We start from the raw sequence: 23,811 nt of genomic DNA on the forward strand, positions 1-23,811 counted from the left end.
CATCAGCCACTACAGAACCCGGCACAGGCCCCATACCATGCACTTCGACCTCACCGACCTGCGCCTCTACCTGAACATCCTCGACACCGGCAGCATCACCGCCGGTGCAGCCCGCAGCCATCTGTCCCTGGCAGCGGCGAGTGCGCGGGTCCGAGCCATGGAAGCGTCCCTGGGGACCGAACTGCTCGAACGCGGCCGCCGTGGCGTAACGCCCACGCCGGCCGGCAAGGCCCTGGCGCAACATGCCCGGGTGTTGCTGCAACATGCGGAGCACTTGCAACAGGATCTGGCCGAGTACGCCAAGGGTGTCAGAGGCCGGGTACGGCTGCTGTGCAACACCAGCGCCGTGAGCGAATACCTGCCCGAGTTGCTGGCCACGTTTCTCAAGGAGCACCCCAATCTCGACATCGACCTGCAGGAACTGCCCAGCTCGCGCATCACCCATGCCTTGCGCCAAGGTGCGGCAGACCTGGGTGTCGTATCCGACGCAGTCGACACCGATGACCTGCAGACCCGGCGCTTTCGAAACGATCCGTTGGTATTGATCCTACCGTCCGAACACCCGTTGGCCGACGGTCGCGTGGTGAGTTTCAGCGAGACCCTCAGCCATGATTATGTCGGCCTGAACGCCGCCAACGCCTTGGCGGTGTACCTCGAAGAGCAGGCCCTGCACACCGGGCTGCGCATGCGGATCCGCATTCGTGCCGACGGTTTCGACGGAGTGATTCGCATGGTGGCCCATGGCGCAGGTATCGCCATCGTCCCACGGGCCGCCATCGAACGTCGCCCTGCCGAGCCATCGTATCGGTGCATGCCGCTGCACGAAACCTGGGCACAACGGGCCCTGCTGCTGGCGGCGCGCAATTTCGAGACGTTACCCGTCTACGCCAGGGCCCTGGCCATGCATCTGTCCGAGCGTTGATTTGCGTTTCTGGGTAGCTCGATGTCGAGCACAGACAACTGAAGGAACGCAGACGCCTATAGGGTGCCTCTTCAGCTTACGTCCAAATGCCCGGAGTCCACATGACCGCACCTATCACCGTCCTGCGCGATACCCATCCGCTGCCCGTACTCGATGCCTGCAAATGGGAGAAGCTCGAAGGCGACCCGCACACCGTCAACCTCAACGCCTACACCAGCGAAGATGGCAACAAGATCATGGGCACCTGGATCTGCACGCCGGGCAAATGGTACGTGGAATACGTGAAGTGGGAATACTGCCACTTCCAGGAAGGCTACTGCATCATCACCCCGGAAGGCATGGAACCCATCCATCTGCGGGCCGGTGACATCTTTGTCATCGAGCCTGGGATGAAAGGCACCTGGGAAGTGGTTGAAACCGTGCGCAAATACTTCGTCTTTGCCTGACGCGGTTCGATACGCCTGCGGCCGATGCGCTGTGCTCGCCCGATGCGAACACAGCGCAGTGCCACAACCTGTCGCTACACCGTAACGTTTATGGCGCTGATCTTGCCGCTTCGGTACGCCTCCAGTATCTGATGGATGCTGGACCGGGCCTCTCCCCTCGCCGTGAAAATCCCTCCACAGCCGCGGTTCGCGGCGGCGTAGCTCTCATCGTCCATCAGGATCCGGTGTGCCTGCTTCAGGTTCCAGAACGGAACACCGGCAAACAAGTGATGCGTCAGATGATAGTTATCGCCATGCATGCCGATGAACAATCTTTCGGGCAAGGTCGGGAAGCGATTGCGCGTCAGCTTCACCTCCTCCTTGTACACACCGAACATGCCGAAGTGCTCGGAAATCTCGGAGAACCAGCCGATCACCTGGAAGGCCGTGAAGTACGGAATCAGCCAGAACAGGACATAGCCCCATGGACCGACGAAATAGCTCAACAGCAACAGGATGAGCCCATGCACCGCCAGAAGCTTCACGCCCTGTAACGGGTTGGCAAGAATGTCACCGGCACGATTCTTCACCAGGTAGAGGAAATACTTGTAGGTGTTGACCAGCGTCACGCTCCTGAACAGATGCCGGGACAGGAAGTCCAGGCGATCCTGGGCTTCATACAGGCCGGACTCGATGTAGAAGCGATGATCGGGATCCTTGTTCTGATCGCCCAGATGGTGGTGATGCATCTGTACATGGGAGCGACGGTACGCTTCGTAGTTCTGGAAGATCGGATAAGCCAGTAAATACTCGCCGACCCACTTGTTGAGCACTTTGCTCCGGGCCAGGGTCATGTGCGCCGCTTCGTGCAAAAGCGATGCGAGGGCGCGCTGTCGAGAGCCAATGAACAATAGCGCCAGCGGATACAGAAAGTTATAGCGATGGCTCAGGTAGATGGCCGAGGCAATGACCATCAAATCCGCGCCAAGGGCAACCAGCCAATGCCAGTTATCCTTGTGGTACAGGGGACGCAAGCGCTGCCTTAGTTCAGCTGAAGGATTAAACCTAGTCATATCGTTCATCAGAATTCCCTTTCTAGATCCAACGTGATTACTACAGACGCACACGGTTTCTGCCTTGAAGTTTCGTGCCCTGCGCCGGGTTATATCTGCTCCAGCAAAGAGATGAATTCATCCGCCTCGCGAACGGTGTTCCGGGCATTGATGGAGATTCGCACGAAGCGCTCATGCCCCTGCTTCAACATGAAGTACGGGGTATGGGAGGCATACCCCGGCCAACAGTTGACTCCTCGGGCGCGCAGGTAGCCGACGACTTCCGTCGCCGCACAGCGAGCATGAGTAAAAGCGATGATGCCTTGATGATGCGTACCCGGCGCAATCAAGTGGACGTCGGGCATGCGGGCCAGACGCTGGAAAAGAGTTCGGTAGAGCTCCGACTCTTCGCCGTAGGCACTCGACAAGCGTTCCTTGATCGCCTGGTTCAAGCCCACCACTGCCGCGTTGTTGCGTTCGGCAAACTCAAAACCACGGGCATCGTCGAGACGCCGATGGACCACCCCGGATAGATCGACACCGGCCCGGCCCAGATCGGTGAAACGCGGTTGCGCGCAGGCCATGAAACGCTCGGAAAGATAGGCGAATCCCGTACCTCTAGGCCCACAGAGAAACTTCCTGCCGGCCGCCGTCAATACGTCGCAGCCAATGGCCCGCACATCCAGTGCAAGCATGCCCGCCGACTGACAGGCGTCGACAAAATACAGGCCTGGGTAATCGCGCAGAATGTTACCCACCGCGACGATGTCATTGACGATGCCGCAGCAGGAAGGCACATGGACGAGCGAGACGAGCTTGACCTCGGCGCTCATGTTCCGGGCCAACCATTGCAGGTCCAGGTTGCCATCGGCCAACAACGGCATCACCTCGACCACCACCCCGTGCAGGCGCTGCAACGTGGACAATGCAATCAGGTTGCCCGCATATTCGTAAGGCGTGACCAGAACCCGCGCGCCCTCGGTCCAGGTCAGCGACTCCAACGCGGTCACCCAGGCCTTTGTCGCCCCATCGAACAACGCGATGTTGCGCGCCTCGGCGCCGAGCAATCGGGCGATGTTTTCATAGACCTCGACGTCCAGTACCGGAGAATGATTCAGCTCGGTTTCATAGGCGCCCAGCTCGAACTCTTCCTGCAAGTAACGCTGCATCCGGTCCAGCGTCTCTCGGGACATGAGTCCCGAACCGGCCGTGTTGAAATGAATCATGAATGCCCCCCGTGCCTGGAGCCCAGGAAGTAGAACAAGCTGGCCGCGACCACACACAGCGACAGGACGTAGAACATGGTCTGGGGCGCATACAACGACAACACCGCCCCACACAGTACGGGCCCCAGCGCCGCCCCCAGATTGGACAGGTTCTGCGCGCCGTAGTACACGCCCCGCATGTCTTCCGGCGCGATGTAGTCAATGAACAGATATTCCGCCGGGATAATGATGATTTCCCCCACGGTGAAAATGATCATGGCCACCACCCAGACCATCCAGCCGTGGGCATAAGCGAAACCCAGGAGCCCGGTGATGAAGAACAACATGCCCAGCAGCAACATACGCAACAGATTGTTCTGATGGATCCTGGAGCCGACCAGGTATTGCAGGCCGATCACCACGCAGGCGTTGGTGGTGACCAGGTAGTTGATGATCCGGTAGGTGTTTTCCGGGTCGCTGGTCACGATCAGATACTGCGAGAGATAGGCGGTGAACTGTCCGAATACGATCGCACTGAGAATGCCGCCGATCGTAAAGCAGACCAGCCGGTAATTACGCCCCAGATGAACCAGAACACGAGCGAAGTCATTGTTCGGACGCTCCGCGCCAGCTCCCTGGGGAAGGCGTTCGCCCAACACGCTGTACAGCCCCACGAACCCCACGCCAATCATTGCCGAAACCGCAAAGGGCAGACCAGGGCTGAACTTGGCGAACAACACGCCCAGAAACGGACCGATGGCGTAACCGACATTGGTCAGGGTGTATTTCATGGAAAATACGCTTCCCCGTTTATCGGCAATCACCAGGAAACCGATGCCGGACTTCACGGCGATATCGATCACGGAATAAGAGAGGTTCACCATCACGATGGCGATGATGAACGGCACCAGGCTGGCAACCTGGTAGGCCGCGGCAAATGCCAGGGCAAACAAGGTGGCCGCACCGAGCAGGATGCGATAGTTGGAAAACCTGTCCACCAGGAAACCGCCATAGACCCCCAGCAATGAACTGACGATCAATGCACCGCCTACCACCAGACCGATGTCCGTCACGCCCAGGCCAAATACCTGGGAGCAATAGACCACCAGATAAGGCAACGCCAGCGCCCGGGCAACGGTCAGGATAAACGTCGCTGACAGCAGCAGAATCACAGGCCTCGTATAAACCCTGGCCCCGTCCTGCACCACCAACTCTCCCGAAATGTCGTTCATGCCAGCATGGCCCTGTAGACATCGGGCTCATCCTCACGCAGCAACTCGATGCTTTTCTGGATGGCCGCACGATCCTCACCGAGGATGAAAACGTGGCCCGGGCAGTTTTCCAGGGATATGGTTTCCTTGAGCATGCCCTCATCCTGGATCTTGATGCTGTGCACCCCGGGGATCGCCTTCCACCGCGCCAGCTCAGGCGCCCTCTGGATCTGACCGGCCTGCCGAGCGATCAGAAACACGCAGCTCGAATGGAAGTAGAGCCGGGTTCTCGGCCGCTGACGGTAGTCGAGAAAGGCCTGGGGGTTGACCAGCGAGTCGATCCACAGACTCAACTGGTTATGCCCCAGGGCGCGGGTATAAGCCGACAGATCGATACCGCCCGGCATACGTGCCGCAGTTTCAAGCAGTACGGGCTCATCGTCGACAATCATCAGTTCGCTGTGACCGACCCCTTGGCGGATACCGAGCGCGTCGAGCACGGAAAAAATGTAACGCGACAGGCGTGCGTAGACATCGGCATTGTCCACCGGACACATCAACTGGTTGTAGTCGTGCACTGGCGAATCGCCAATCCGCGTGCGATAGACGCGGATGATTTCGCTGACATAGTGCTGGCCGTCGACACTCACGGTGTTGACGCAGTATTCGATATCTACATCACTGGATTTGCTCGCCGACAGCTCCGACTTGAAATCCGAGTTATCCAGGTACTGCTGAACCAGGACTTCTTCGTTGCTTTCGAGAAAAAGATTACGGCTCGACTTGATCGCCTCGAATGCCCGCTCGACCTCGCCCTCACAGGTGCAGATATGGATATTATCGGAGCCGGCGCTTTTGATCGGCTTCAACACCACGGGCAGGATCCTGTGTTCTTTGACCCACTCCTGGATGGCCGCCAATGACGCCGACTTGAAATGCCTGATCGACCGTACACCGGCCTGCTGCAGCGCCTCATGCATTTCAAACTTGTCGCGCCAGCGAATGGCATGACGCGGATCATTGCGTCGCGTTACATCAAACAATTCGGCCAGGTGAGCGGCCAGCTCCACACCGAACTCGCAACCGGCCAGCACGAACTGGACCGAATAGCCGGCCAAGGCCTGGCGTAATTCGGCATCCGAGCTGTAGAGAATGTCTTCGATAAAATCGGCGGGGCGAAACCAGGGCTTGTAGAACTCGTTGACGTTGGCGGTCGAACGCAGATGCACGCAGTCAAATCCACGGGAGATGAAAGCGGGCGCGATCAGGCTGCCGATCGAATAGGCATCGACGATCAGGACCACATTTTTCTTGTAGTTCACTTGATCGTCTCCCCAGCCTGACTGAGCGCACGGACGGCGTCCTTGATGATACCGGCGGCTTTGTGGATATCGTCGCGGGTAATGTTGATATGCGGCATGAAGCGCATTTCCCGGGCGTTATAAGGCAGCCCGCCTACGCCTTGCTTGCGCAGGTAGCCTGCGAACTGCATCGGGGTGATCTCCAGCGAGGCAATATCCAGCGTCACCATGTTGGTGCCCTTATAGCGAGCGGGCGCTTCGTCGATGTCGTTGAGCAATTGATGCAGCAGCGCCGCGTGCTCATGATCTTCGGCCAGGCGTTCGACATGATTGTGCATCGCATAAAGCCCGGCAGCCGCCATCATGCCGGCCTGATGCAAGTCGCCGCCGAACCATTTACGGTATTTCCTGGCACGCTGTATCAGCTCCTGGGAACCCACCATGATCGAGCCGATTGGCGCGCCCAACCCCTTGGACAGGCACATGGACAACAGATCGGCATTGTCGGTATACGAGGTCACATCAATGCCGGAAGCAATGGACGCATGAAGGATGCGTGCGCCATCAAGGTAACGATAGGCGCCGATATCCTGGGCATAGGTAAAGACATCGTTCATCTGCTGCAGAGGAAAGATCGCGCCGCCCTTGCAGCCAAGCGTGTTTTCGATCACCACCACCCGTGGCAGGGCGTAGTTCTGGCTCCAGCGGCATTTGGAGGCGTGGAGTTTTTCCAGGTCACTGACCGTGAACAACCCGCTGTCGTGGGTTGAAAGCGAAAAGTTGACCCCGGAAAATGCCGAAGTCGAGGCGGACTCATAGAAGTTGATGTGGTAGGAGGCGTCCAGGAATATCTCGTCACCCGGGTTCGTCATGGCCTTGATAGCCAACTGGTTGCTCAACGTGCCGCCTGAGGTGAACAGCGCCGCTTCCTTCTGGAAGTATTGGGCGCAGTACTCTTCCAGTGCACGCACCGTCGGATCTTCACCGAAACAGTCGTCCCCCACTTCAGCCTGATAGATCGCCTTGCGCATGCCTTCCGTTGGCTTGGTTACCGTATCGCTTCTGAGATCGATAAACATGAAAGTGCTCCCTTAATAACCTGCGCCAAAGACAATGCGAGAAGGGTCGTAGAAGTCGGCCAGGGCCTCGAGGACATTGACAGGCGACTCCGCCAACCGATGCAGGAAATGCAGGTACCAGCTATCGCCATAGACCGCCGCGATACGACAGGCCAGCCCGGCATCCTTGGCTTTGCGCAACGCCTCGGGTTGCACGCCGTGGAGCATTTCCAGCTCCTCGATGCGGGAATGGAAACCCTGTTCGAAGAGCTGCTTGATCAGGTTCGGATCTTGCGTTGCGCAACTGACCGGAATCCCGGCGTCGAGGATGTCGGCCAGCAGTGTCAAATAGCGCCCATCAAGTTCAGCGCCCCGGGGAAGAGCGACTTCGGGCGCCTCGTTATAAACGCCCTTGACCAGCCTGATCTTACGGCCATAACCAATGATGGCGGGTAGATCATTCACCGTTCTATGCAAGTGTGCCTGCACAGTGAGACCGACATTGGAGTGATCGGGCGCCAACTTGGAATACACTTCCAGGATCTTATCGACCGCCGAAGAGTGCTCCATACTGATCATCACGGGAATATTATGTTTCGCCGCAGCGGACAAAAGGGTGGTGGCATTACGATATGCAGTTTCCGGAGATATCAGCATCCCTACCGCACTTAAATCGAAACCTAACTGGGGAGTTAATTTGGCTTTAGCGAAAGTCTGGATGGATGCCAGGTATTCATCGACAAAAGACTGTACGACGCGCGGGTCATGGTTTTCTTCGCCGACATATTCGACACCGAGCTGATAACCCTCGTCGTAGAGCAGTTGCAGCTTGGCAGGCAGGCCTTCCAGATTCGACGAGACTATATAACGCTGAGCGGCGCGCTCGAATAACCTGAAGAACAGTGAGTCTTTATTGAAAGCGTCTCGACACTCTTGATTCAACGCCAACTTTTTAAGGCCGGCAGAGGTAAGTACGCATGTTTCCTGCGAAGGCATGGGTATCGCTCCTTGATATGTATCGCTCGTCCTGAGCGCCGAGTATTGTGCAATGATTTATTTCTGTCAACACTCCATAAACACAATAAACCCGAGTTAATTCACTGGAGTTTCATGGATATAAAATACAGAAATAAGCAGGGGGCCTACACTAAACAGGGTTTATTACAGTTTCAATAAGCAACTCGTGGCGAGGGTTACTCATCCTCGCCACGGTGCACCGCCTCACGCGCTTATTGAGGCTTGCGATAGCTGTTAACGATAGCCGAAAAATCCTTGCCGCCCTCGCCCCTCTGGCTCATCGCCTGATACAACTGCTGCGCCACTGCGCCCAGCATCACCGGCTGATGAACCTGCCTCGCGGCTTCGGTGGCCAGGCCCAGGTCCTTGAGCATCAGGTCAGCACCAAAGCCACCGGTGTAGCCACGGGAGGCGGGGGCCGTTTCGATCACGCCCGGCCATGGATTGTAGGTATCCGAACTCCAGCAACGCCCCGTGGAACTGTTGATGATGCCGGCCAGAACCTGAGTGTCGATCCCCAGGGCGTCGCCCAGGGCCATGGCCTCGCTGACGCCCACCATCGAAATCCCAAGTAGCAGGTTGTTACAAATCTTGGCGATCTGGCCGGTGCCGACCTCGCCGCAATGGACGATGTTACGGCCCATCTGCGCCAACACCGGCTGCAAGCTGGCGAACAACTCGGCGGTGGCGCCGACCATGAAGGTCAACGTGCCGGCCGCCGCGCCGCCGGTGCCGCCCGAAACCGGCGCATCGGCCATCGCCACGCCTTGTTTGGCGGCAGCGGCCGCAATGTCGCGGGCGGTCTGTGGGTCGATGGTGCTGCAATCGACCGCTGGCGTGCCGGCGGCGATGCCGGCCAGCACGCCACCCTCACCCAGCCAGACGCTGCGCACATGGGCGGCGGCCGGCAGCATGGTGATCACTAGTTCCGCCCCTTGGGCTGCATCGCGGGGCGAGGCGCTGACCGTGCCGCCCAACGCCGCGAGTTCAGCCAGCACGGTCTGGTTCAGGTCGAACAGGTTCAGCGAATGGCCGGCCTTGAGCAGGTTGCGCGCCATGGGCGCGCCCATGTTGCCCAGGCCGATGAATGCGATGTTCATGTCCGACTCCTTAGCGCAGATTGATGGTGGTGTTCACACCGTCATTGACGCTGTCATCATCGAACCAGCGTGCGGTAACGGTCTTGGTCTGAGTGTAGAACTGCACCACCTGTTTGCCGTACGGGCCAAGGTCACCGAGCTTCGAACCGCGGGAGCCGGTGAAGCTGAAGAACGGCACCGGCACCGGAATCGGGATGTTGATCCCTACCTGGCCGACGTCGATTTCACTCTGGAACTTGCGCGCCGCCGCACCGCTCTGGGTGAACAGGCCGGTGCCATTGCCGAACGGGTTGGCGTTGACCAGGGCAATCGCCTCGTCGAGGGTGTCGACTTCCAGCACCACCAGCACCGGGCCGAAAATCTCTTCGGTGTAGATACGCATCTTGTTGGTCACGCCGGAAAACAGCGTCGGCCCGACGAAGTTACCCTCTTCGAAGCCCGGCACGCTGACGCCCCGGCCATCGAGCTCCAGCTTCGCCCCTTGCTGCACGCCGCTCTCGATCAATTCGAGGATCCGTGCCTTGGCCCGCTTGGAGATGACCGGGCCGATGTCGGTGCCCGGCTCGCTTCCGGCGTTGACCTTGAGCTTCTGCGCCAACGCTTTCAGTTCCGGCAGCCATTGCCTGGCCGCGCCCACCATCACCACCACGGAAGTCGCCATGCAACGCTGGCCCGCCGCGCCGAAGCCGGCCCCCACCAGGGCGTTGAGGGTTTGTTCGCGGTTGGCATCCGGCAGCACCACCGCGTGGTTCTTGGCGCCCATCATCGACTGCACGCGCTTGCCATGACGCCCCGCCAGGTCATACACATGGGTGCCGACCGCCGTCGAGCCGACAAACGACACCGCCTTGATGTCTTTATGAGTGCAAAGGGCATCCACCACGTCCTTGCCACCATGCACCACGTTGAGCACGCCCGCCGGCACACCGGCTTCCACGGCCAGCTCGACCAGCAACATGGTCGACAGCGGATCCTGTTCCGACGGTTTGAGGACAAAGGTGTTGCCGCAAGCGATGGCCATGGGGAACATCCACAACGGAATCATCGCCGGGAAGTTGAACGGGGTGATACCCGCACAGACACCGATCGGCTGGCGCAGCGTGTAGGTGTCAACGCCACCGGCGACGTTCTCGGCAAACTCGCCCATCTGCAGGGTGCCGATGGAGCAGGCGTGCTCGACCACTTCCAGGCCACGGAAAATATCACCTTCGGCGTCTGCGAGGGTCTTGCCCTGCTCGGCGCTGAGCACAGCGGCAATGCGTTTGGAATGTTCGCGGATCAGCGCCTGGAGCTTGAGCATGATGCGCATCCGCGCGCCGATCGGCGTCAGCTTCCAGGTCTGGAAGGCACGTTGGGCAGCTGCAATGGCGGCATCGACTTCCGAGGCGGTGGCAAACGGGACCTTCGCCAGCACTTGCTGGGTGGCCGGGTTGACGATGTCTTGCCATTCGCTGGAACGGGATTCAACCCACTGGCCGTCGATCAACAGCTTGACGGTCTGCAGGGTGGTGTCACTGGGCGTAAGGGAAACGTTCATGCTGGCCTCCGGGATTGTTCTTATAGAGAGCGTTGATTCAGCAGAAACCAAGGCGCAAAGACACCCTTGGTGATGAGACGATTTTTGGAGTATAGATGTGCAAACTTCTAATAAGAACGCACATAAAAACCGGTCCATCATGCAAAAAAACATCACCTCCCTCGGTTCGCTGAACTGGGACGACCTCAAGTTTTTCCTGGAAGTGGCCCGCACCCGCAAGGCCAGCACCGCGGCCAAGCGCCTCGGCGTCGACTACACCACGGTGTCGCGCCGCATCGGCTCGCTGGAAGCCTCGTTGGGTACGTTGCTGTTCGAGAAATCCCGGACCAACGGCTTCGTCCTGACCGCCGAAGGCCAGCGCCTGCTGAGCTACGCCGAATCGATCGAAAGTACCCTGCACATGGCCTGCGAACAGGTGTCCGGATCGGGCGTCGCGCTGTCCGGCCATGTGCGCATGGGCTGCACGGAAGGCTTCGGCAGCTACTTCATCACGCCGCAATTGAGCCACTTCGTCGACGCCTACCCAGCCATTTCGGTGGACATCCTGCCGCTGCCGCACTTCATCAGCCTCTCCAAGCGCGAGGCCGACATTGTCATCGCCCTGGAGCGCCCCGAACATGGTCCTTACGTATGTTGCAAACTGTGTGACTACCGGCTGCAGCTCTACGCCACCCAGCCCTATCTGGACAACCACCCGCCCATCCAGCGTCCGTCGGATCTGAGCAAGCATTCGTTCATCAGCTATGTGGATGACCTGGCCTTCAGTTCGGAGCTGCTCTACCTGGCAAACGTGCTGCCCGACGCCAACGCCCATCTGCGCAGCACCAGCGTGATCGCGCAGTTCGTGGCGGCGCAGCAAGGGCGCTCCCTGGCGATTCTGCCGTGCTTCCTCGCCGCCCAGGATCCATGGTTGCTGCCAGTCCTGCCGGAGGACATCACCATCACCCGGCAGTTCTGGATGTACTGCCGCGAGGACCTGCGCAAGCTCAAGCGGATTACGTTGTTGTGGGATTACATCCGGGAGGTGACTGAACAGAATCGGGCCCTGCTGATGGGCGCGACCCGGGAAATGGTGTTTGCCGATTAGTCGGCAATGACCACGATGGCCACGCGACGGTTCTCCGTCCGGCCTTCGACCGTGTCGTTGGAGGCGACCGGTTTGCTGCTGCCCAGGCCGCGGGATTGGACGTTTTCTTCGCGCATGCCAACGCCAATCAGCACCTTGCTCACGCTACTGGCCCGACGTATCGACAGTTGATCGTTATAGGCCTGGGAACCCGATGCGTCGGTATGACCATCGACACGCACCCGTTCGATTCCGGCGCCCAGCAGCGCCTTGCCGATTCGCTCGACGATCTCGGTGCTGGCTTCATTCAGGCTTTCCACGTCGCTGCCAAACAGCACCTTGCCCGACAGGCCGAACGCCCACCCCTCGTCGGTCAGTTTGAATCCTTGCTCCTTGAGCACGGCAATCTGCGCAGGCGTCAGGCCTTTTGGCGGGGCCGTCTGGCAACCGCTCAGAGCCAGGACGGCCATGAACAGAAATGAAATGAATAGTTGCGGGACAGATTGAGGGTATGAACGCACGCGTCAGCTCCTGGTGTTGAAGTTAAGCAACGGGGTGCTCCGTCCCCGTCGAATGTTGGCCGCCTCGGGCAAGGCGCTTGGCCTGGTACATCGCTGCGTCGGCGGCATGCAGCAAAGCGCCCGGAGTGGCGCCATGATCGGGATAGACCGCAATGCCGACACTGAGCGACGTCAGCACCGAAGCATTACCGGGCAATTGAATCGGTATTTCCATACTGGCGATGATTTTCTCAGCGATCCGTTCGGCGTCCTCGATCTTGTGCAACGGCGCAAGCAGCACCGCGAACTCGTCCCCCCCAAGGCGCGCCACCAGGTCATCCTCACGAAGCTGGGCACGGACCCGGGTCGCCACCGCTGTCAGTACGGCATCGCCGGCAGCGTGGCCGAAATTGTCATTGATGCCCTTGAACCGATCACTGTCCAGGTACAACACCGCCACTTGCTCGTCGAGCTTGCTGGCGTTGCGCAAGGCACGAATCAGCCGCCCCTCGAAAAACGCCCGGTTCGGCAGCCCGGTCAGGCTGTCGTGGCTGGCTTGGTGGGCCAGGGTTTCGTTCTCGCTCTGCAGATGGGTCTGCCAGGATTCGAGTTCGGCGAGCAGCGCGTTGAAGTCGTTGCCGAGGTTATCCAGTTCGGCGATGGCAGCCGGCGGTACCCGTCGGTCCAGGGCGCGCTCGCTGCGTGCCGCGTGGGCCACGTCCGCCAGGCTGCGCAAGGGACCGGTGATCGCCTGCAACTGGCGCCTGGCCAGATAAAGCGCCACCCAGGCGCTCACCGCCGTGCACACGATGATTCCCGCCAGGCCGCTGAGCAAAAAGCGCAACAGACTGCCACCATGCCCCGCAAGATGGACACTGCCAACGGCTTGCCCTTGATGAAGGATCGGCACGCTGATGGGTTTTTCCAGGAAGGCCTTGGCGATATGCATCTCCAGTTCCGACAACAGACCGGTTTCCGGTCGCTGCCAATGCGCCAGCAGGCGGCCATGCTCATTGAATACGCGGGCGTCGGCGACCTCTTCGGTGGTGGCAATCAATGCCAGCGCCTCGGTGGCAGCCACCGAGTCATCGAATACCACGGCCGCCTCCACCGTGTAGTTGATCGACCGTGCGATCAAGTGCAGGTTGTGATCGGCATAAACCCGTAATGCAAGCACTCCCAACAAAGTCAGGGAGACACTCGCCATGGTCACTGCCACCAGCGCAACGATCAGATGGCCGCGGCCGATGACCGAGCCCAGGGTGGGACGGACACGCGAGGCTGGCAGGCTCATGGCGCTGCCGACCTGCGACGTGAAAGCTGCAGGACACTCGGGTGGATGCGTACGCCACTGCGCGCGACCGAATCGAGGTTGACCTCGAACGCCACCTGTTCATCGCCCACCCGCAGACAGAACAGGCTGCCCACGGTGCACTGGTCACCGCCTTCGCTGATGCTCAATACCGGTTTGCCGATCAAGGAGGCAAACAGTTGGGTGTGCTCATCGGCAGTCAATCTGCCGACATAGACCGCGTTGCATTCATCGGCGATGCCAGGGTAATCCGCCAGCAAACGTCGCACATTCACTGTTCGGCCAGTGGCTTGGGTAGTGCCTTTGACCAGATCGTCGGTGTATTGGGTCGGACCGACAATGCAAAGCTGCAGCTCGGTAGGCTCTATGGGCCAACGGGCGTAGCTGAGAATGCCCAATACGACTTGGGTCACCGCCTCGGCCCGCATCTGCGCGTGACTTATGGACTCCTGGTTTTCAGCCACCAGGACAGGCGACAGCAAACACAAAAAACCGGCAAGCAGATAACGCCTCCAGTCCTTGGCGCGCAGTGCTTGCTGAACAGCTCCACCCATGGAAACTCTCTTGATCGATCCAATAAACGTCGGAACGATAGCACAGTGCCAAAAAGCCAGCGAGACAACGTCTTACGGTGGTTTCCGACAGAAAAACGACGTCATTAAAATCCCTTGCCATGAACCTCTGTGCACTCAGCTGCGCAGCTCCAGATCCAGCATCAACCCGCTCAGGCGCTTGACCTTGCGCCGAACCGCTTCCTCGAATATTCCCGGTCGTGGCTCGATCAGGCTGAACCACTGCTTGGCCCGGGTAATGGCTGTGTACACCAGCTCCTTGGTCAATACGGGGTTCAGCGCATCCGGGAGAATCAGCGCCGTATGAGTGAACTCCGAGCCCTGGGATTTATGCACGGTCATGGCATACACGGTTTCCACATCATTCAAGCGGCTGGGCAGGACGAAGCGCACACCGCCCTGTCCGTCGTTGCGAGGGAAGGCCACCCGCAGGACCTGCCTGCCCACATCCGACCCATCGCGCTCGGGCAATTTGAGGGCAATCCCGATATCGCCGTTCATCAAACCCAGACCATAGTCGTTGCGGGTCATCAAGACCGGACGGCCTTCATACCACTGGTGGTCGCTGTCGATAAGACGGGCCTTGAGCAGCGCCGCGGTCACTCTCTGGTTCAACCCTTCGACGCCCCAGGGGCCTTTACGCACAGCACAGAGCAATTGGAAAGCATCGAACGCAGAGAGGACGTCCCGGGCCCAATCGACCCAGCAGGCATCCTCCAATGGACGGGACGCCGCCGGCCGTCGTTGTCGCAGCAGGCTCAGGTAATGCCGATAGCCCTGGGGGCCTTCTGCCTGGCCTTCAAGCAGCAAGCGCTCCAGCGCCCCATCATGCTCGCCCTTCAATGCCAGGGAAAACAGGTCGGCATGGCGCTTGCCCACCAGCAACTGGCGCGCCTTTTCGGGCTGCTGTTGGTTGACCCATCGAGCCAGTTGGCCGATACCACTGCCCTCGCCAAAGCGACGGGAGTGCCGGAGCATGACCACTTGCTGTGCCAATGGATGGGAGCCATCGATGTCTTGCTGCAAATCAGCGGCTGACAGGTCTTCGCCACTGACCGACTCAAGCCAGGCGCGGGTTCGGGCGTTGTACCAGCCCTCCTCGGCATCCCGACACAAATCCGCCAGGACCGCACCGGCTTCCACCGAGGCCAACTGATCCTTATCCCCGAGCAGCACCAACCGTGCATGAGGCGGCAGCGCATCCAGTAGATTGGCCATCATTTCCAGGTCGATCATGGATGCCTCGTCGATCACCAGTACGTCCAGTGGTAACCGATTCCCCCCATGGTGCCGAAAATGTCGGGTCCCCGGCCGGCTGCCCAGCAACCGATGGACAGTAGTCACGTCGCAAGGAATCCGTTCGCGCACGGCATCGGGGACATCCAGGGTCCGGACCTGCTGGCTGATGGACTCGGTCAGCCGCGCCGCCGCCTTGCCGGTCGGCGCTGCCAGGCGGATCCGCAGCGGCTTTCCGGCTTCGACGGCGGGCGCCTGAAGCAGCGCCAGCAAGCGCACGACAGTGGTGGTCTTGCCGGTGCCCGGGCCGCCGGTCACGATGCTGAAGGCACCCCGGGTCGCCAGGGCACAGGCCAGTTTCTGCCAGTCGATCAGACCCGCGGCCGGCCCGAACAGCCCGTTCAAGCGTTCGCTCAGATCGACGGGGGCGACCTCCTGTTCGGCCAGCCGTTGACGCAACGCCTCATCGATCCGCCGCTCATAGGTCCAATAGCGCCGCAGATAAAGGCGTTTACCGGAGAGGACCAACGGGCGTTGCCGTGCTTCCTCACGCTCATCTGCGGCCAGGGCCACCAGGGGGCTGAAGGCCAGGATCTTGCACCAATGGGCGCCCTCCAGGTTCCGCAATATCTGCGATGGCAACAACATCACACCGGTTTGCGAATCTCCCTCGGGGGGAAGCGACAAGGCAAAATCCGGTTCCTTGAGCGTTTCGAACAGATCCAGACAGACATGCCCATGGCCCAGCTGATGACTGGCAAGCGCCGCCGCGAGCAGCACCAATGGATCGTCGTCGGGCGCCAGCTCATGAAGGAATGCGACGAAGGCTTTGTCCAGGGCACGCAACCAACCACGCTCGACCCAGCGCGTCAGCAACAGCAGCAGGTCATTCGCACGGTCCAAAGGCGCCAGTTCGGCCAGGCTTTCGTCATCCGACGATGTGGGCAGCAGATCGACAAAGGTCCGACTCATAGCAATTCTCCCTGTACCCATGCCGGCTCGGCCTTGGGCTCGGGCGCCCCTTGGAAAAGGCGATCCAATTGTTCGATCAGTGCTCGCGCGGGCTTGGTGAAATAGATCCCTTGACTGGCCGCACGGGTGCCACGGAGGAACAGGTACAGCGCACCGCCGACATGTCGGTCGTAGTCATAGTCGGGCAGCCGCGCCTTGAGCTGACGATGCAGCGCCAGCAAGTACAGTACATATTGCAGATCGTAGCGATTTTCGAGGATCGATTGCTCCATGGCCTGAGGGGTGTAAGCCGTGTCATCGCTTCCCAACCAATTGGATTTGTAGTCCGCCACGTAATATCGCCCTTCATGCTCGAAGGTGAGATCGATGAATCCCTTGAACATACCGTTGAGCAGCACCGGCTCGGCGGCGACGCGGGCCACACCGCCATGGGTGAATCGGCAAACCAGCTCATCGAGCTTGAGCACATCGACCTTGTGGCTGGCGAACCAGAACTCCATCTCTACCTGGAACCGGGTCAGGTGCTCAAGCACCACCGGCGGCTGATCGTTGCCGATGCGCATAGGCGTTGCTACCAAGTGCTGCAACCAATCGTTGAGCGTCGTGATCCAGCCTGTCCAGCCTCGACGGTTGCAACGCCGCGCAATGGCGTCCTCGACGGCCGTTGGAGCGACGGCAAACCCTTCTCCGGCGATCCACTCCAGGAGGCCGTGGAGGAAAGTGCCGGGGTTGGGCCCGCGAGGGAAACGGTGAATGTCCCCCCCGATGGCGACCACCTCCCTGGGCGCATCAGGATCAAGCCGCTCATCGTCGAACAGTTTCTGGGCCTGGGGATCTTCCGGCGCCGTGTCGCTGCCCGCACTCACGGTCTCACCGATGCGCAAGGCGCTATAGGAGGCGATCCACCAGTTTTCGCTGGCTTTGCGCACCGGTCTCAAGGGGTCGAGCAGCACGGCGTCGTTGCGCGCAGGTCGATAGCGTTCGTCGGTGGACTGAGGCAACTCCTGGTAACTCACCGCAGCACTGCCTTGTTGCAGGTCCTCCAACCAACGCCGCAATTGCGCCGACTCGGGCAGCGGCACACCGCCGCCCAACAGATAACCCAGCGCCGACAGATGCAGGATCGAGCTGCTGTTATTACCCCGCTTGAGATCCGCAACCCCCAGCCAACAGGCATGTTGAGCGCGGGTAAGCGCCACGTAGAGCAGGCGCAGGTCCTCGGCCAGACGTTCGTCATCAGCCTTGGCGACCAGCTCGGCGGAAGGCTTGAGGCTGATCTGCGCCTTGCCGGTTTCATCGTGGTAATGCAGGGGCAACCGGCTGCCATCCACCGGCTTCGTCGAACAGATGAACGGCAGGAACACCAACGGATACTCCAGCCCCTTGGACTTGTGGATCGTCACCACCTTGACCAACTGCTCATCGCTTTCCAGGCGCAGGATCTGTTCTTCTCCAGCTTGACCGGACAAGGCGAGGTGCTCCGCCAGATGCCGGATCAGGGCTTGTTCACCGTCCAGCTCACCGGCCGCCTGTTGCAGAAGTTCGCTGAGATGCAGCAGATTCGTCAGCACTCGCTCACCGTCATCGCGCCTGATCAATGCCTGGGGCAGCTCGAAATCATGCAGCAGGCGCCGCAACATAGGCAGCACCCCCTGGGTCCGCCAGACCGTACGGTAGCCACGGAACTGCATGACTCGCGCCTCCCAGGCCAACTCGTCCTGGTTGAGTCGCTCCAGCTCCGTGAGCGGCAGATCCAGGGTGATGCTCGCCAGCGCGGCCCGCAATGGCCGCTCGGCATCCGGCTCGGCACAGGCCCTGAGCCAGATCAGCAAATCCCGAGCTTCCTGCGAGGCAAAGACCGAATCCTTATCGGACAGATAGACACTGCGTACGCCCCGCACGGATAACTCGTCCCGCACGGCCTGCGCTTCTTTACCGTCACGCACCAGGATCGCAATGTCTGCAGGCAACAGTCCACGCAGGGCTTTTCCTTCCTCGATGAAGCCGTCGCGTCCCGACTGGCCGCCGTTGAGCAGCCCGGTGATTTCACTGGCGCAGGCCGCCGCCATTTGCTGTCGATAGACCGAACCCGAGAGCGGCTTGTCCGACGGCAGGTGCCAGATATTCAACGCGGCGAGAGGCTGACCCGCGACCTGTAAGGCCTCCTTTCGGCCTTGGGCATCAACGGGCAGAAATGGCACAGGATTCCTGTCCGGCGCTTCGCGAAACAGAAAAGCCCCGCGCCCGCTCGGGCGGGATTCGGCGTTCTGGAAAATATGGTTTACCGCGCCCACCATGGCGTGGCTGGAACGGAAGTTGGTTCCCAGGGTATGCAGCCTGCCGGCGGTCGCCTCACGGGCACGCAGGTAGGTGTGGATATCGGCACCACGAAAGGCATAGATGGCCTGTTTCGGGTCACCGATCAGAAACAGTCCCGTCTCAGGGTTGTTGTCTTCAATGCGGTAGATGCTTTCGAAGATCCGGTATTGAACCGGGTCGGTGTCCTGGAACTCGTCGATCAATGCGACCGGAAACTGCTCGCGTATCAGGCTTGCCAGGCGCTCTCCACCGTCGGCCAGCAGCGCCGCGTCCAGCCTCAGTAGCATGTCGTCGAAGCCCATCTCCGCGCGTCGACGTTTCTCTGCCTCAAACCGCGTGCCCACCCATTGGGCCGCATGCTGCAACACCGCAGCATCCGGAGTGGGCAAGGCCTCCAGGCTGGCCTTGAGACTGGCCATGGCTTCCAGCCCAGGATGGCTGGGTACATCGCCTTTCCAGGCCTCGGCCATGCCCTCGGGAGTCAACCGCGTAAACCCGGTGCCGATATCCAGGAGCTCGAGGCTCTCGTCATCCACCCAGGCGGAGATTTTCTGAAACCACGGCTCGAAATAGCGCGCCTGCATCTTGCGCCCGTCGACGCTCTTGTTGGCAACGCCTTGCTGGCAGATCTCCAGCAACTCCACCGCCCATTGCCGCCATGGCGCCTTGAGGTCGAGCAACGCGGCACTGCGCTCCTGAAGCGATGCCAGGATGAGCTCGGCAGGCTCAAGCCCGTCAGCATTGCCACGCTCGCTGGAAAACAGCCCCCGCACCCGCGGCAACAGGGCAGCGGGCCCTCCCCAATGGGTGCGCACCCAGTTCAACGCTTCGCCCTGCATCGAGTAGCAGAACAGCCGCCAATAGTCGCGCAGCACCTCGCCGAGCAACTCACTGTGATCGGTTTCCAGGGTTTGAGTAAACAGGCTGCCGCTGTCGAAGGCGTGCTCGCGCAACATCCGCTGACACCAGCTATGAATGGTCGAGACCGCTGCCTCATCCATCCATTGCGCGGCGATGTCCAACCGATTGGCACAACCGGGCCACTGCGCTTCGTCGAACTCGTTACGCAACTGGGCAATCAGTGAGTCGGGGGCCGGAATCTCATCACGAAAGAAACGTGCGGCTTCGGCCAGGCGTGTGCGGATGCGTTCGCGCAGCTCCTTGGTGGCGGCGTCCGTAAACGTCACGACCAGAATTTGTGGAGGCAGCAGCTCGCGACCAAACCCGGTCGCCGAACCACCATGCCCCAGCACCAGCCGCAGGTACAACGCTGAAATGGTGAAGGTCTTGCCAGTACCCGCGCTGGCTTCGATCAATTGGCTTCCGCGCAGGGGAAAAGCCAGGGCCAGAGGTGTCTGCCGACTCATGATTGCGCCTCCTCGCCGATTGCGGAACGCCAGGGAGCCTCGAACAGCGGCCGATAGAGCGCATCGCACCAGTCAGGAAATGTCTCGTCTGCCATCAGGGCATCGAAGTCGACAAACTGCCGGGCCAGGGCCGGACTTTCCCGCCGCTCGCCTTCCGAAGTCAGCCCATCGCCTTCGTAGGTTTTTCGGGCCGCCGCCTCGGCTTTATCCGGGTCCACCTGGCCAAGCCAGGCGAAGGCTGTTTTCACCGCGATCGGAAGTGGCTGGCGCATGCCTGACTGCCAAGCCTGCAACAGGTCGCTGAGCAGTCTTCTCGCAACGGGTTCTTCAAAAGGTGCCAGCAGCAAACTGTCATCACTGGCCACCAATGCGGTGGTCATCGACAGCCCGCTGGCGCACGCCACGAGATGATTGACCCAGGGACGTATCAGGCGGTGCCACTTGCGGGTCCTGACGGAGCCGATGCTGTTGGGTATGGCAGTGATGGCAAGGACCGCGCCGTCGGAGCGTTGGTGCAGGCCACTGAGCCATCCTTCGACACTGACGTCATGCAATTGGAGACTGACAGGCACCGCGCTGGTCAACGGAGTGGGCCATAACGCCAGAAGCTGCTGATATCGCTTGAGCAGATCCGGCAGAGGCTCGATCAGTTCGCGCTGCATGCACTCACCAAAACCCGCCATGGGTAACAGGCCGCTGTTCTGCAGGCGCCTGGCATGGGCCTCCAAGGCAAGATCCGGTTGGTCCAGGCGTACCAGGGCAGCTTCCAGCAAGCTGTCGCTCAGGCTGTAGCGTTGGAGGGCATCGAGCACGAAGGGTTCGTCATCAGCCAACGGGGCTTCGATGGCCTCGAAGAACACCTTTAGTCTCTGGCTGAAAAAGTGGCGGACGGGGTTGCGCAAGAAGTCCTGCAGTTGCCCCAGGCTCAAGGGTTCTTCCTGAACATAGGGTTCCAGCACTTGGCCGCTACCCACAGGGGCCAGGTTGTCGTGGAGTATTCGCCATTCGCTGGCATAGCTGAACAGTTCACTGCCCTGGAGGAAATAACGGGCACTGAACGGTTGCAGGGGATGCTCCTGGGTCAGCGCCTCGAGAAGGACCTGGTTATCGTCCGCCAATCGCCAGCCACTGGCCAGGTGATCCCGCAACTGGCCGATCAACACCGAAGCGGGTCGCTCGCTGTTATCGCGGATACTGCGCCCTACCCAGCTGATATAGAGTTTTTCCCGGGCCGACAGCAGCGCCTCCAATAGGAGGTAACGATCATCCTCCCGCCGGGAGCGATCACCGGGACGATAGTCGCTACCCATGAGATCGAAATCCAACGGCGGCTGAGCTCTCGGATAATCGCCGTCGTTCATCCCCAGCAGGCATACCAGATTGAAGGGGATTGCCCGCATCGGCATCAGCGTGCAAAAGTTGACCGCTCCGGCGAGAAAGCGTTGAGACAACCGACCTTGATCCAGCCCTGCCAGCCAAGCCTCGCGTACCACCGTCAACGGCAATTCATCCTGCAGCCCAACCGACTCGCAGGTTTCCAACCACGTTTCGCGCAGGTCCTCCAGCTGGGCCAGCAGATAGTCGTCATGCTCACTGTCCGCCAGGAAAAACAACTGCATCAGGTCACGCAAACGGGAGCCCCACACCTGCGGGGATGCGGGCTCGGTGAGCGACTGATGGGCGACTTCCAGCGCATCCAGTAAAGTGGCCAATGGCCCGATCAATGCCGCGTCAAGGCCACCGATTTCGTCATACGGCTCAATGCCTTCATAGGCATCCGAACTGCCGACGGCATATCCCAACAGCATGCGTCGCAGACCAAACCGCCAGCTATTCTGCTCAAGCTCGGCAGGCAGACCGAGCCCGGCGCGATGTTCGGCATTCATGCCCCAACGAATACCGGCACCCTCGATCCAACGGTGCAGTGTCGGCAAGTCGGCTTCATCAAGGCCGAATCGCTTGCGCAGGGCCGGGACATCCAACAAGTCGAGGATTTCGCTGACGGGGAAGCGGCTATCGGGCAGCTTCAGCAAATGCTCCACGGCAATCAGTAGCGGATCACGTCCGCGCTGTCCCTGGTCGGTCAGGGTGAAGGGAATGAAGCGCGGATCCGTCCTGTCGAGCTGACCGAACACGGCACGGATATGCGGAGCATAACTGTCGATGTCCGGGACCATGACGATGATGTCTCGAGGGCGCAGCGTCGGGTCCGCGCTGAAATGAGCCAACAACTGGTCATGCAGGATCTCGACTTCGCGCTGGGCGCTGTGGGCGATATGAAAACGGATCGATCCGTCTCGCTCCGTATCGACGACAGGCCAGCGCTCCCGGGTTTCAGCCAGGGGGCGCAGCTCGAGAATGTCATCCTGCAACTGGCTGAGCAGGGTCGTGGGGTTGCCATCACTGAACAGGTCGATCCGGCCGTCGCGAAACACCGAGCGGTAGCGATTGGGATCATCGTAGCTGTCGAGCAGGTTGATATAGTCACGCCCCTGCTTGCCCCACGCCGCGAGTAACGGATGGGCATGTTGATGCAGAGATTGCGGATCGAGGATAGCGGGCATGCCAGCCTTGCGTGCCTGACGTTTATACTCGTGACGCAACAGGTCCTTGTCGGCCACGATGTCCGCCCAGTGATGGCGACAAGGGTTGTGGACACACAATAGAACCTGGCTGAACCGCGACAGACCGGCCAGCGCCTCCAGGGCCTGGGCCGGCAGCGAGGAAATACCAAACACTATCACCCGTGCAGGAAGTCCTTTCGGAGCGGTTTCCAGGCTGTTGATACGCTCGATATACCGTTGATGGACGCCCGCACGGCTTTGAGCCATGCCTTCTTCTCCCACATCCACCAACAAGGCTCGCCACAGCTCGGCTTGCCAGCAATCGGCAGGCGCAAGCGCCTTGATTTCGCCCCGGACATTTCTCGTCTGGTGCCGGCCCTCCGCCCAGTCCTCCAGCCAGTCGGCCCGGTACACCTGATACTGGTCGAACAGATCGGCAAGGCGCTCGGACAACTGATAGCGCTTGCGCAGGTCAGTGTCGTGGGTGAGGAACCGACGCAGGGGCTCGAAATGAGGCTGTTCGATCAACTGCGGCAAAAGGCGCATCAGTCGCCAGGTGAGCGGGGCTTTATCCAGCAGTGACTTGGCCGGAATCTCATCGCGCCCCAGGACCGTTCTATAGAGTTGCCACATGAAGCTGCCGGGCAGCTGTACATCAATGGCTGCCGCAATGCCGCAGCCGCCGGTATCGTCGTCTTCCGAATCCTCAGCCAGTGCCAGTTTGAGCCATTGGGCGATTCCGTTGCTCTGTACCAGTGCAATTTCATTCTCAAGCGGGGCCAGCGGATAACGTCGCATCAAGCTGATTACCAGGCTGCGCAGCTCATCAAGGCGATTGCCATGAATCACCATGAAGGCTGGGCTGAGGGACGTTGCGTCCGGCATAAAGGCATCCTTGAAAATGCAAAAAGCTAGGGCCGAACCTTAGCATTGTCGGGGGGTTGTAGCAGCCGGGAACGGTCCGCGCTTGTCGTAAGAACTTTCCTGCGGGCAAAACAAAACCCCTACCTGCATCAGCAGATAGGGGTTTCGGAATTTAATCTTGACGATGACCTACTCTCACATGGGGAAACCC

General features: G+C 60.2%; 17 protein-coding genes. 3 read left to right on the forward strand and 14 right to left on the reverse strand.

What is annotated here, in order from left to right:
* Positions 1 to 37: 37 nt before the first annotated feature.
* Together FBX99_RS24520 and FBX99_RS24525 are read left to right on the forward strand one after the other, a co-directional pair.
* Entirely contained in the window at positions 38 to 922 is an 885-nt protein-coding gene (locus FBX99_RS24520; protein WP_144930506.1) for a LysR family transcriptional regulator, read from the forward strand.
* Positions 923 to 1,023: 101 nt separating this feature from the next.
* Positions 1,024 to 1,368: a cupin domain-containing protein gene (locus tag FBX99_RS24525; RefSeq protein ID WP_047698397.1), complete on the forward strand. Its 345-nt coding sequence runs from the start codon at positions 1,024 to 1,026 to the stop codon at positions 1,366 to 1,368.
* Positions 1,369 to 1,442: 74 nt separating this feature from the next.
* Here FBX99_RS24525 and gntB read toward each other — a convergent pair whose 3' ends face one another.
* From gntB to FBX99_RS24565, 8 genes are all read right to left on the reverse strand, one after another.
* On the reverse strand, positions 1,443 to 2,381 hold the full coding sequence (gene gntB / locus FBX99_RS24530; RefSeq protein WP_256664120.1) for a guanitoxin biosynthesis L-arginine gamma (S) hydroxylase: 939 nt from the start codon (positions 2,379 to 2,381) through the stop codon (positions 1,443 to 1,445).
* 128 nt (positions 2,382 to 2,509) lie between these two features.
* Positions 2,510 to 3,625: an aminotransferase class V-fold PLP-dependent enzyme gene (locus FBX99_RS24535; RefSeq protein WP_145133185.1), complete on the reverse strand. Its 1,116-nt coding sequence runs from the start codon at positions 3,623 to 3,625 to the stop codon at positions 2,510 to 2,512.
* Positions 3,622 to 4,836: an MFS transporter gene (locus tag FBX99_RS24540; RefSeq protein WP_145133187.1), complete on the reverse strand. Its 1,215-nt coding sequence runs from the start codon at positions 4,834 to 4,836 to the stop codon at positions 3,622 to 3,624. The genes FBX99_RS24535 and FBX99_RS24540 overlap by 4 nt, the downstream gene beginning before the upstream one ends.
* A complete protein-coding gene (locus tag FBX99_RS24545) occupies positions 4,833 to 6,137 on the reverse strand; it encodes a hypothetical protein (RefSeq protein WP_145133189.1) in 1,305 nt (434 codons plus the stop codon). Before FBX99_RS24545 ends, FBX99_RS24540 begins: the two co-directional genes overlap by 4 nt.
* Positions 6,134 to 7,195: a low specificity L-threonine aldolase gene (locus FBX99_RS24550; protein WP_144930511.1), complete on the reverse strand. Its 1,062-nt coding sequence runs from the start codon at positions 7,193 to 7,195 to the stop codon at positions 6,134 to 6,136. The genes FBX99_RS24545 and FBX99_RS24550 overlap by 4 nt, the downstream gene beginning before the upstream one ends.
* 12 nt (positions 7,196 to 7,207) lie before the next feature.
* Positions 7,208 to 8,170 carry a proline dehydrogenase family protein gene (locus FBX99_RS24555; protein ID WP_145133191.1) on the reverse strand — a complete coding sequence of 321 codons (963 nt, stop codon included), beginning with the start codon at positions 8,168 to 8,170 and terminating at the stop codon, positions 7,208 to 7,210.
* A 233-nt stretch (positions 8,171 to 8,403) separates the two neighbouring features.
* The gene (mmsB, locus tag FBX99_RS24560) at positions 8,404 to 9,291 is read right to left on the reverse strand and encodes a 3-hydroxyisobutyrate dehydrogenase (RefSeq protein WP_144930513.1); all 888 of its coding nucleotides are present in this window, start codon (positions 9,289 to 9,291) and stop codon (positions 8,404 to 8,406) included.
* Positions 9,292 to 9,301: 10 nt separating this feature from the next.
* Positions 9,302 to 10,828 (reverse strand): CoA-acylating methylmalonate-semialdehyde dehydrogenase, encoded by a 1,527-nt coding sequence (locus FBX99_RS24565; RefSeq protein ID WP_144930514.1) that lies wholly within the window; start codon positions 10,826 to 10,828, stop codon positions 9,302 to 9,304.
* A 139-nt stretch (positions 10,829 to 10,967) separates the two neighbouring features.
* Between FBX99_RS24565 and FBX99_RS24570 the strand changes: the two genes are divergently transcribed.
* The gene (locus FBX99_RS24570; protein WP_145133193.1) at positions 10,968 to 11,915 is read left to right on the forward strand and encodes a LysR family transcriptional regulator; all 948 of its coding nucleotides are present in this window, start codon (positions 10,968 to 10,970) and stop codon (positions 11,913 to 11,915) included.
* On the opposite strand, the gene FBX99_RS24575 is transcribed toward FBX99_RS24570, so the two are convergent.
* From FBX99_RS24575 to recC, 6 genes are all read right to left on the reverse strand, one after another.
* Positions 11,912 to 12,364 carry an OmpA family protein gene (locus tag FBX99_RS24575; protein WP_144930521.1) on the reverse strand — a complete coding sequence of 151 codons (453 nt, stop codon included), beginning with the start codon at positions 12,362 to 12,364 and terminating at the stop codon, positions 11,912 to 11,914. The two genes, FBX99_RS24570 and FBX99_RS24575, sit on opposite strands and share 4 nt — an antisense overlap.
* A gap of 73 nt (positions 12,365 to 12,437) precedes the next feature.
* Positions 12,438 to 13,688, reverse strand: a complete 1,251-nt coding sequence (locus FBX99_RS24580; RefSeq protein WP_144930516.1) for a diguanylate cyclase domain-containing protein — start codon at positions 13,686 to 13,688, stop codon at positions 12,438 to 12,440.
* The gene (locus FBX99_RS24585) at positions 13,685 to 14,260 is read right to left on the reverse strand and encodes a YfiR family protein (protein ID WP_144930517.1); all 576 of its coding nucleotides are present in this window, start codon (positions 14,258 to 14,260) and stop codon (positions 13,685 to 13,687) included. Before FBX99_RS24585 ends, FBX99_RS24580 begins: the two co-directional genes overlap by 4 nt.
* Positions 14,261 to 14,395: 135 nt before the next feature.
* The gene (gene recD / locus FBX99_RS24590) at positions 14,396 to 16,486 is read right to left on the reverse strand and encodes an exodeoxyribonuclease V subunit alpha (RefSeq protein ID WP_144930518.1); all 2,091 of its coding nucleotides are present in this window, start codon (positions 16,484 to 16,486) and stop codon (positions 14,396 to 14,398) included.
* Positions 16,483 to 20,172, reverse strand: coding sequence for an exodeoxyribonuclease V subunit beta (gene recB / locus FBX99_RS24595; RefSeq protein ID WP_145133195.1), 3,690 nt, complete (start codon positions 20,170 to 20,172; stop codon positions 16,483 to 16,485). The genes recD and recB overlap by 4 nt, the downstream gene beginning before the upstream one ends.
* On the reverse strand, positions 20,169 to 23,621 hold the full coding sequence (gene recC / locus FBX99_RS24600; RefSeq protein WP_144930520.1) for an exodeoxyribonuclease V subunit gamma: 3,453 nt from the start codon (positions 23,619 to 23,621) through the stop codon (positions 20,169 to 20,171). Before recC ends, recB begins: the two co-directional genes overlap by 4 nt.
* Positions 23,622 to 23,811 lie beyond the last annotated feature (190 nt).

This window comes from Pseudomonas sp. SJZ074 (assembly GCF_007828215.1).
Lineage (GTDB): Bacteria > Pseudomonadota > Gammaproteobacteria > Pseudomonadales > Pseudomonadaceae > Aquipseudomonas.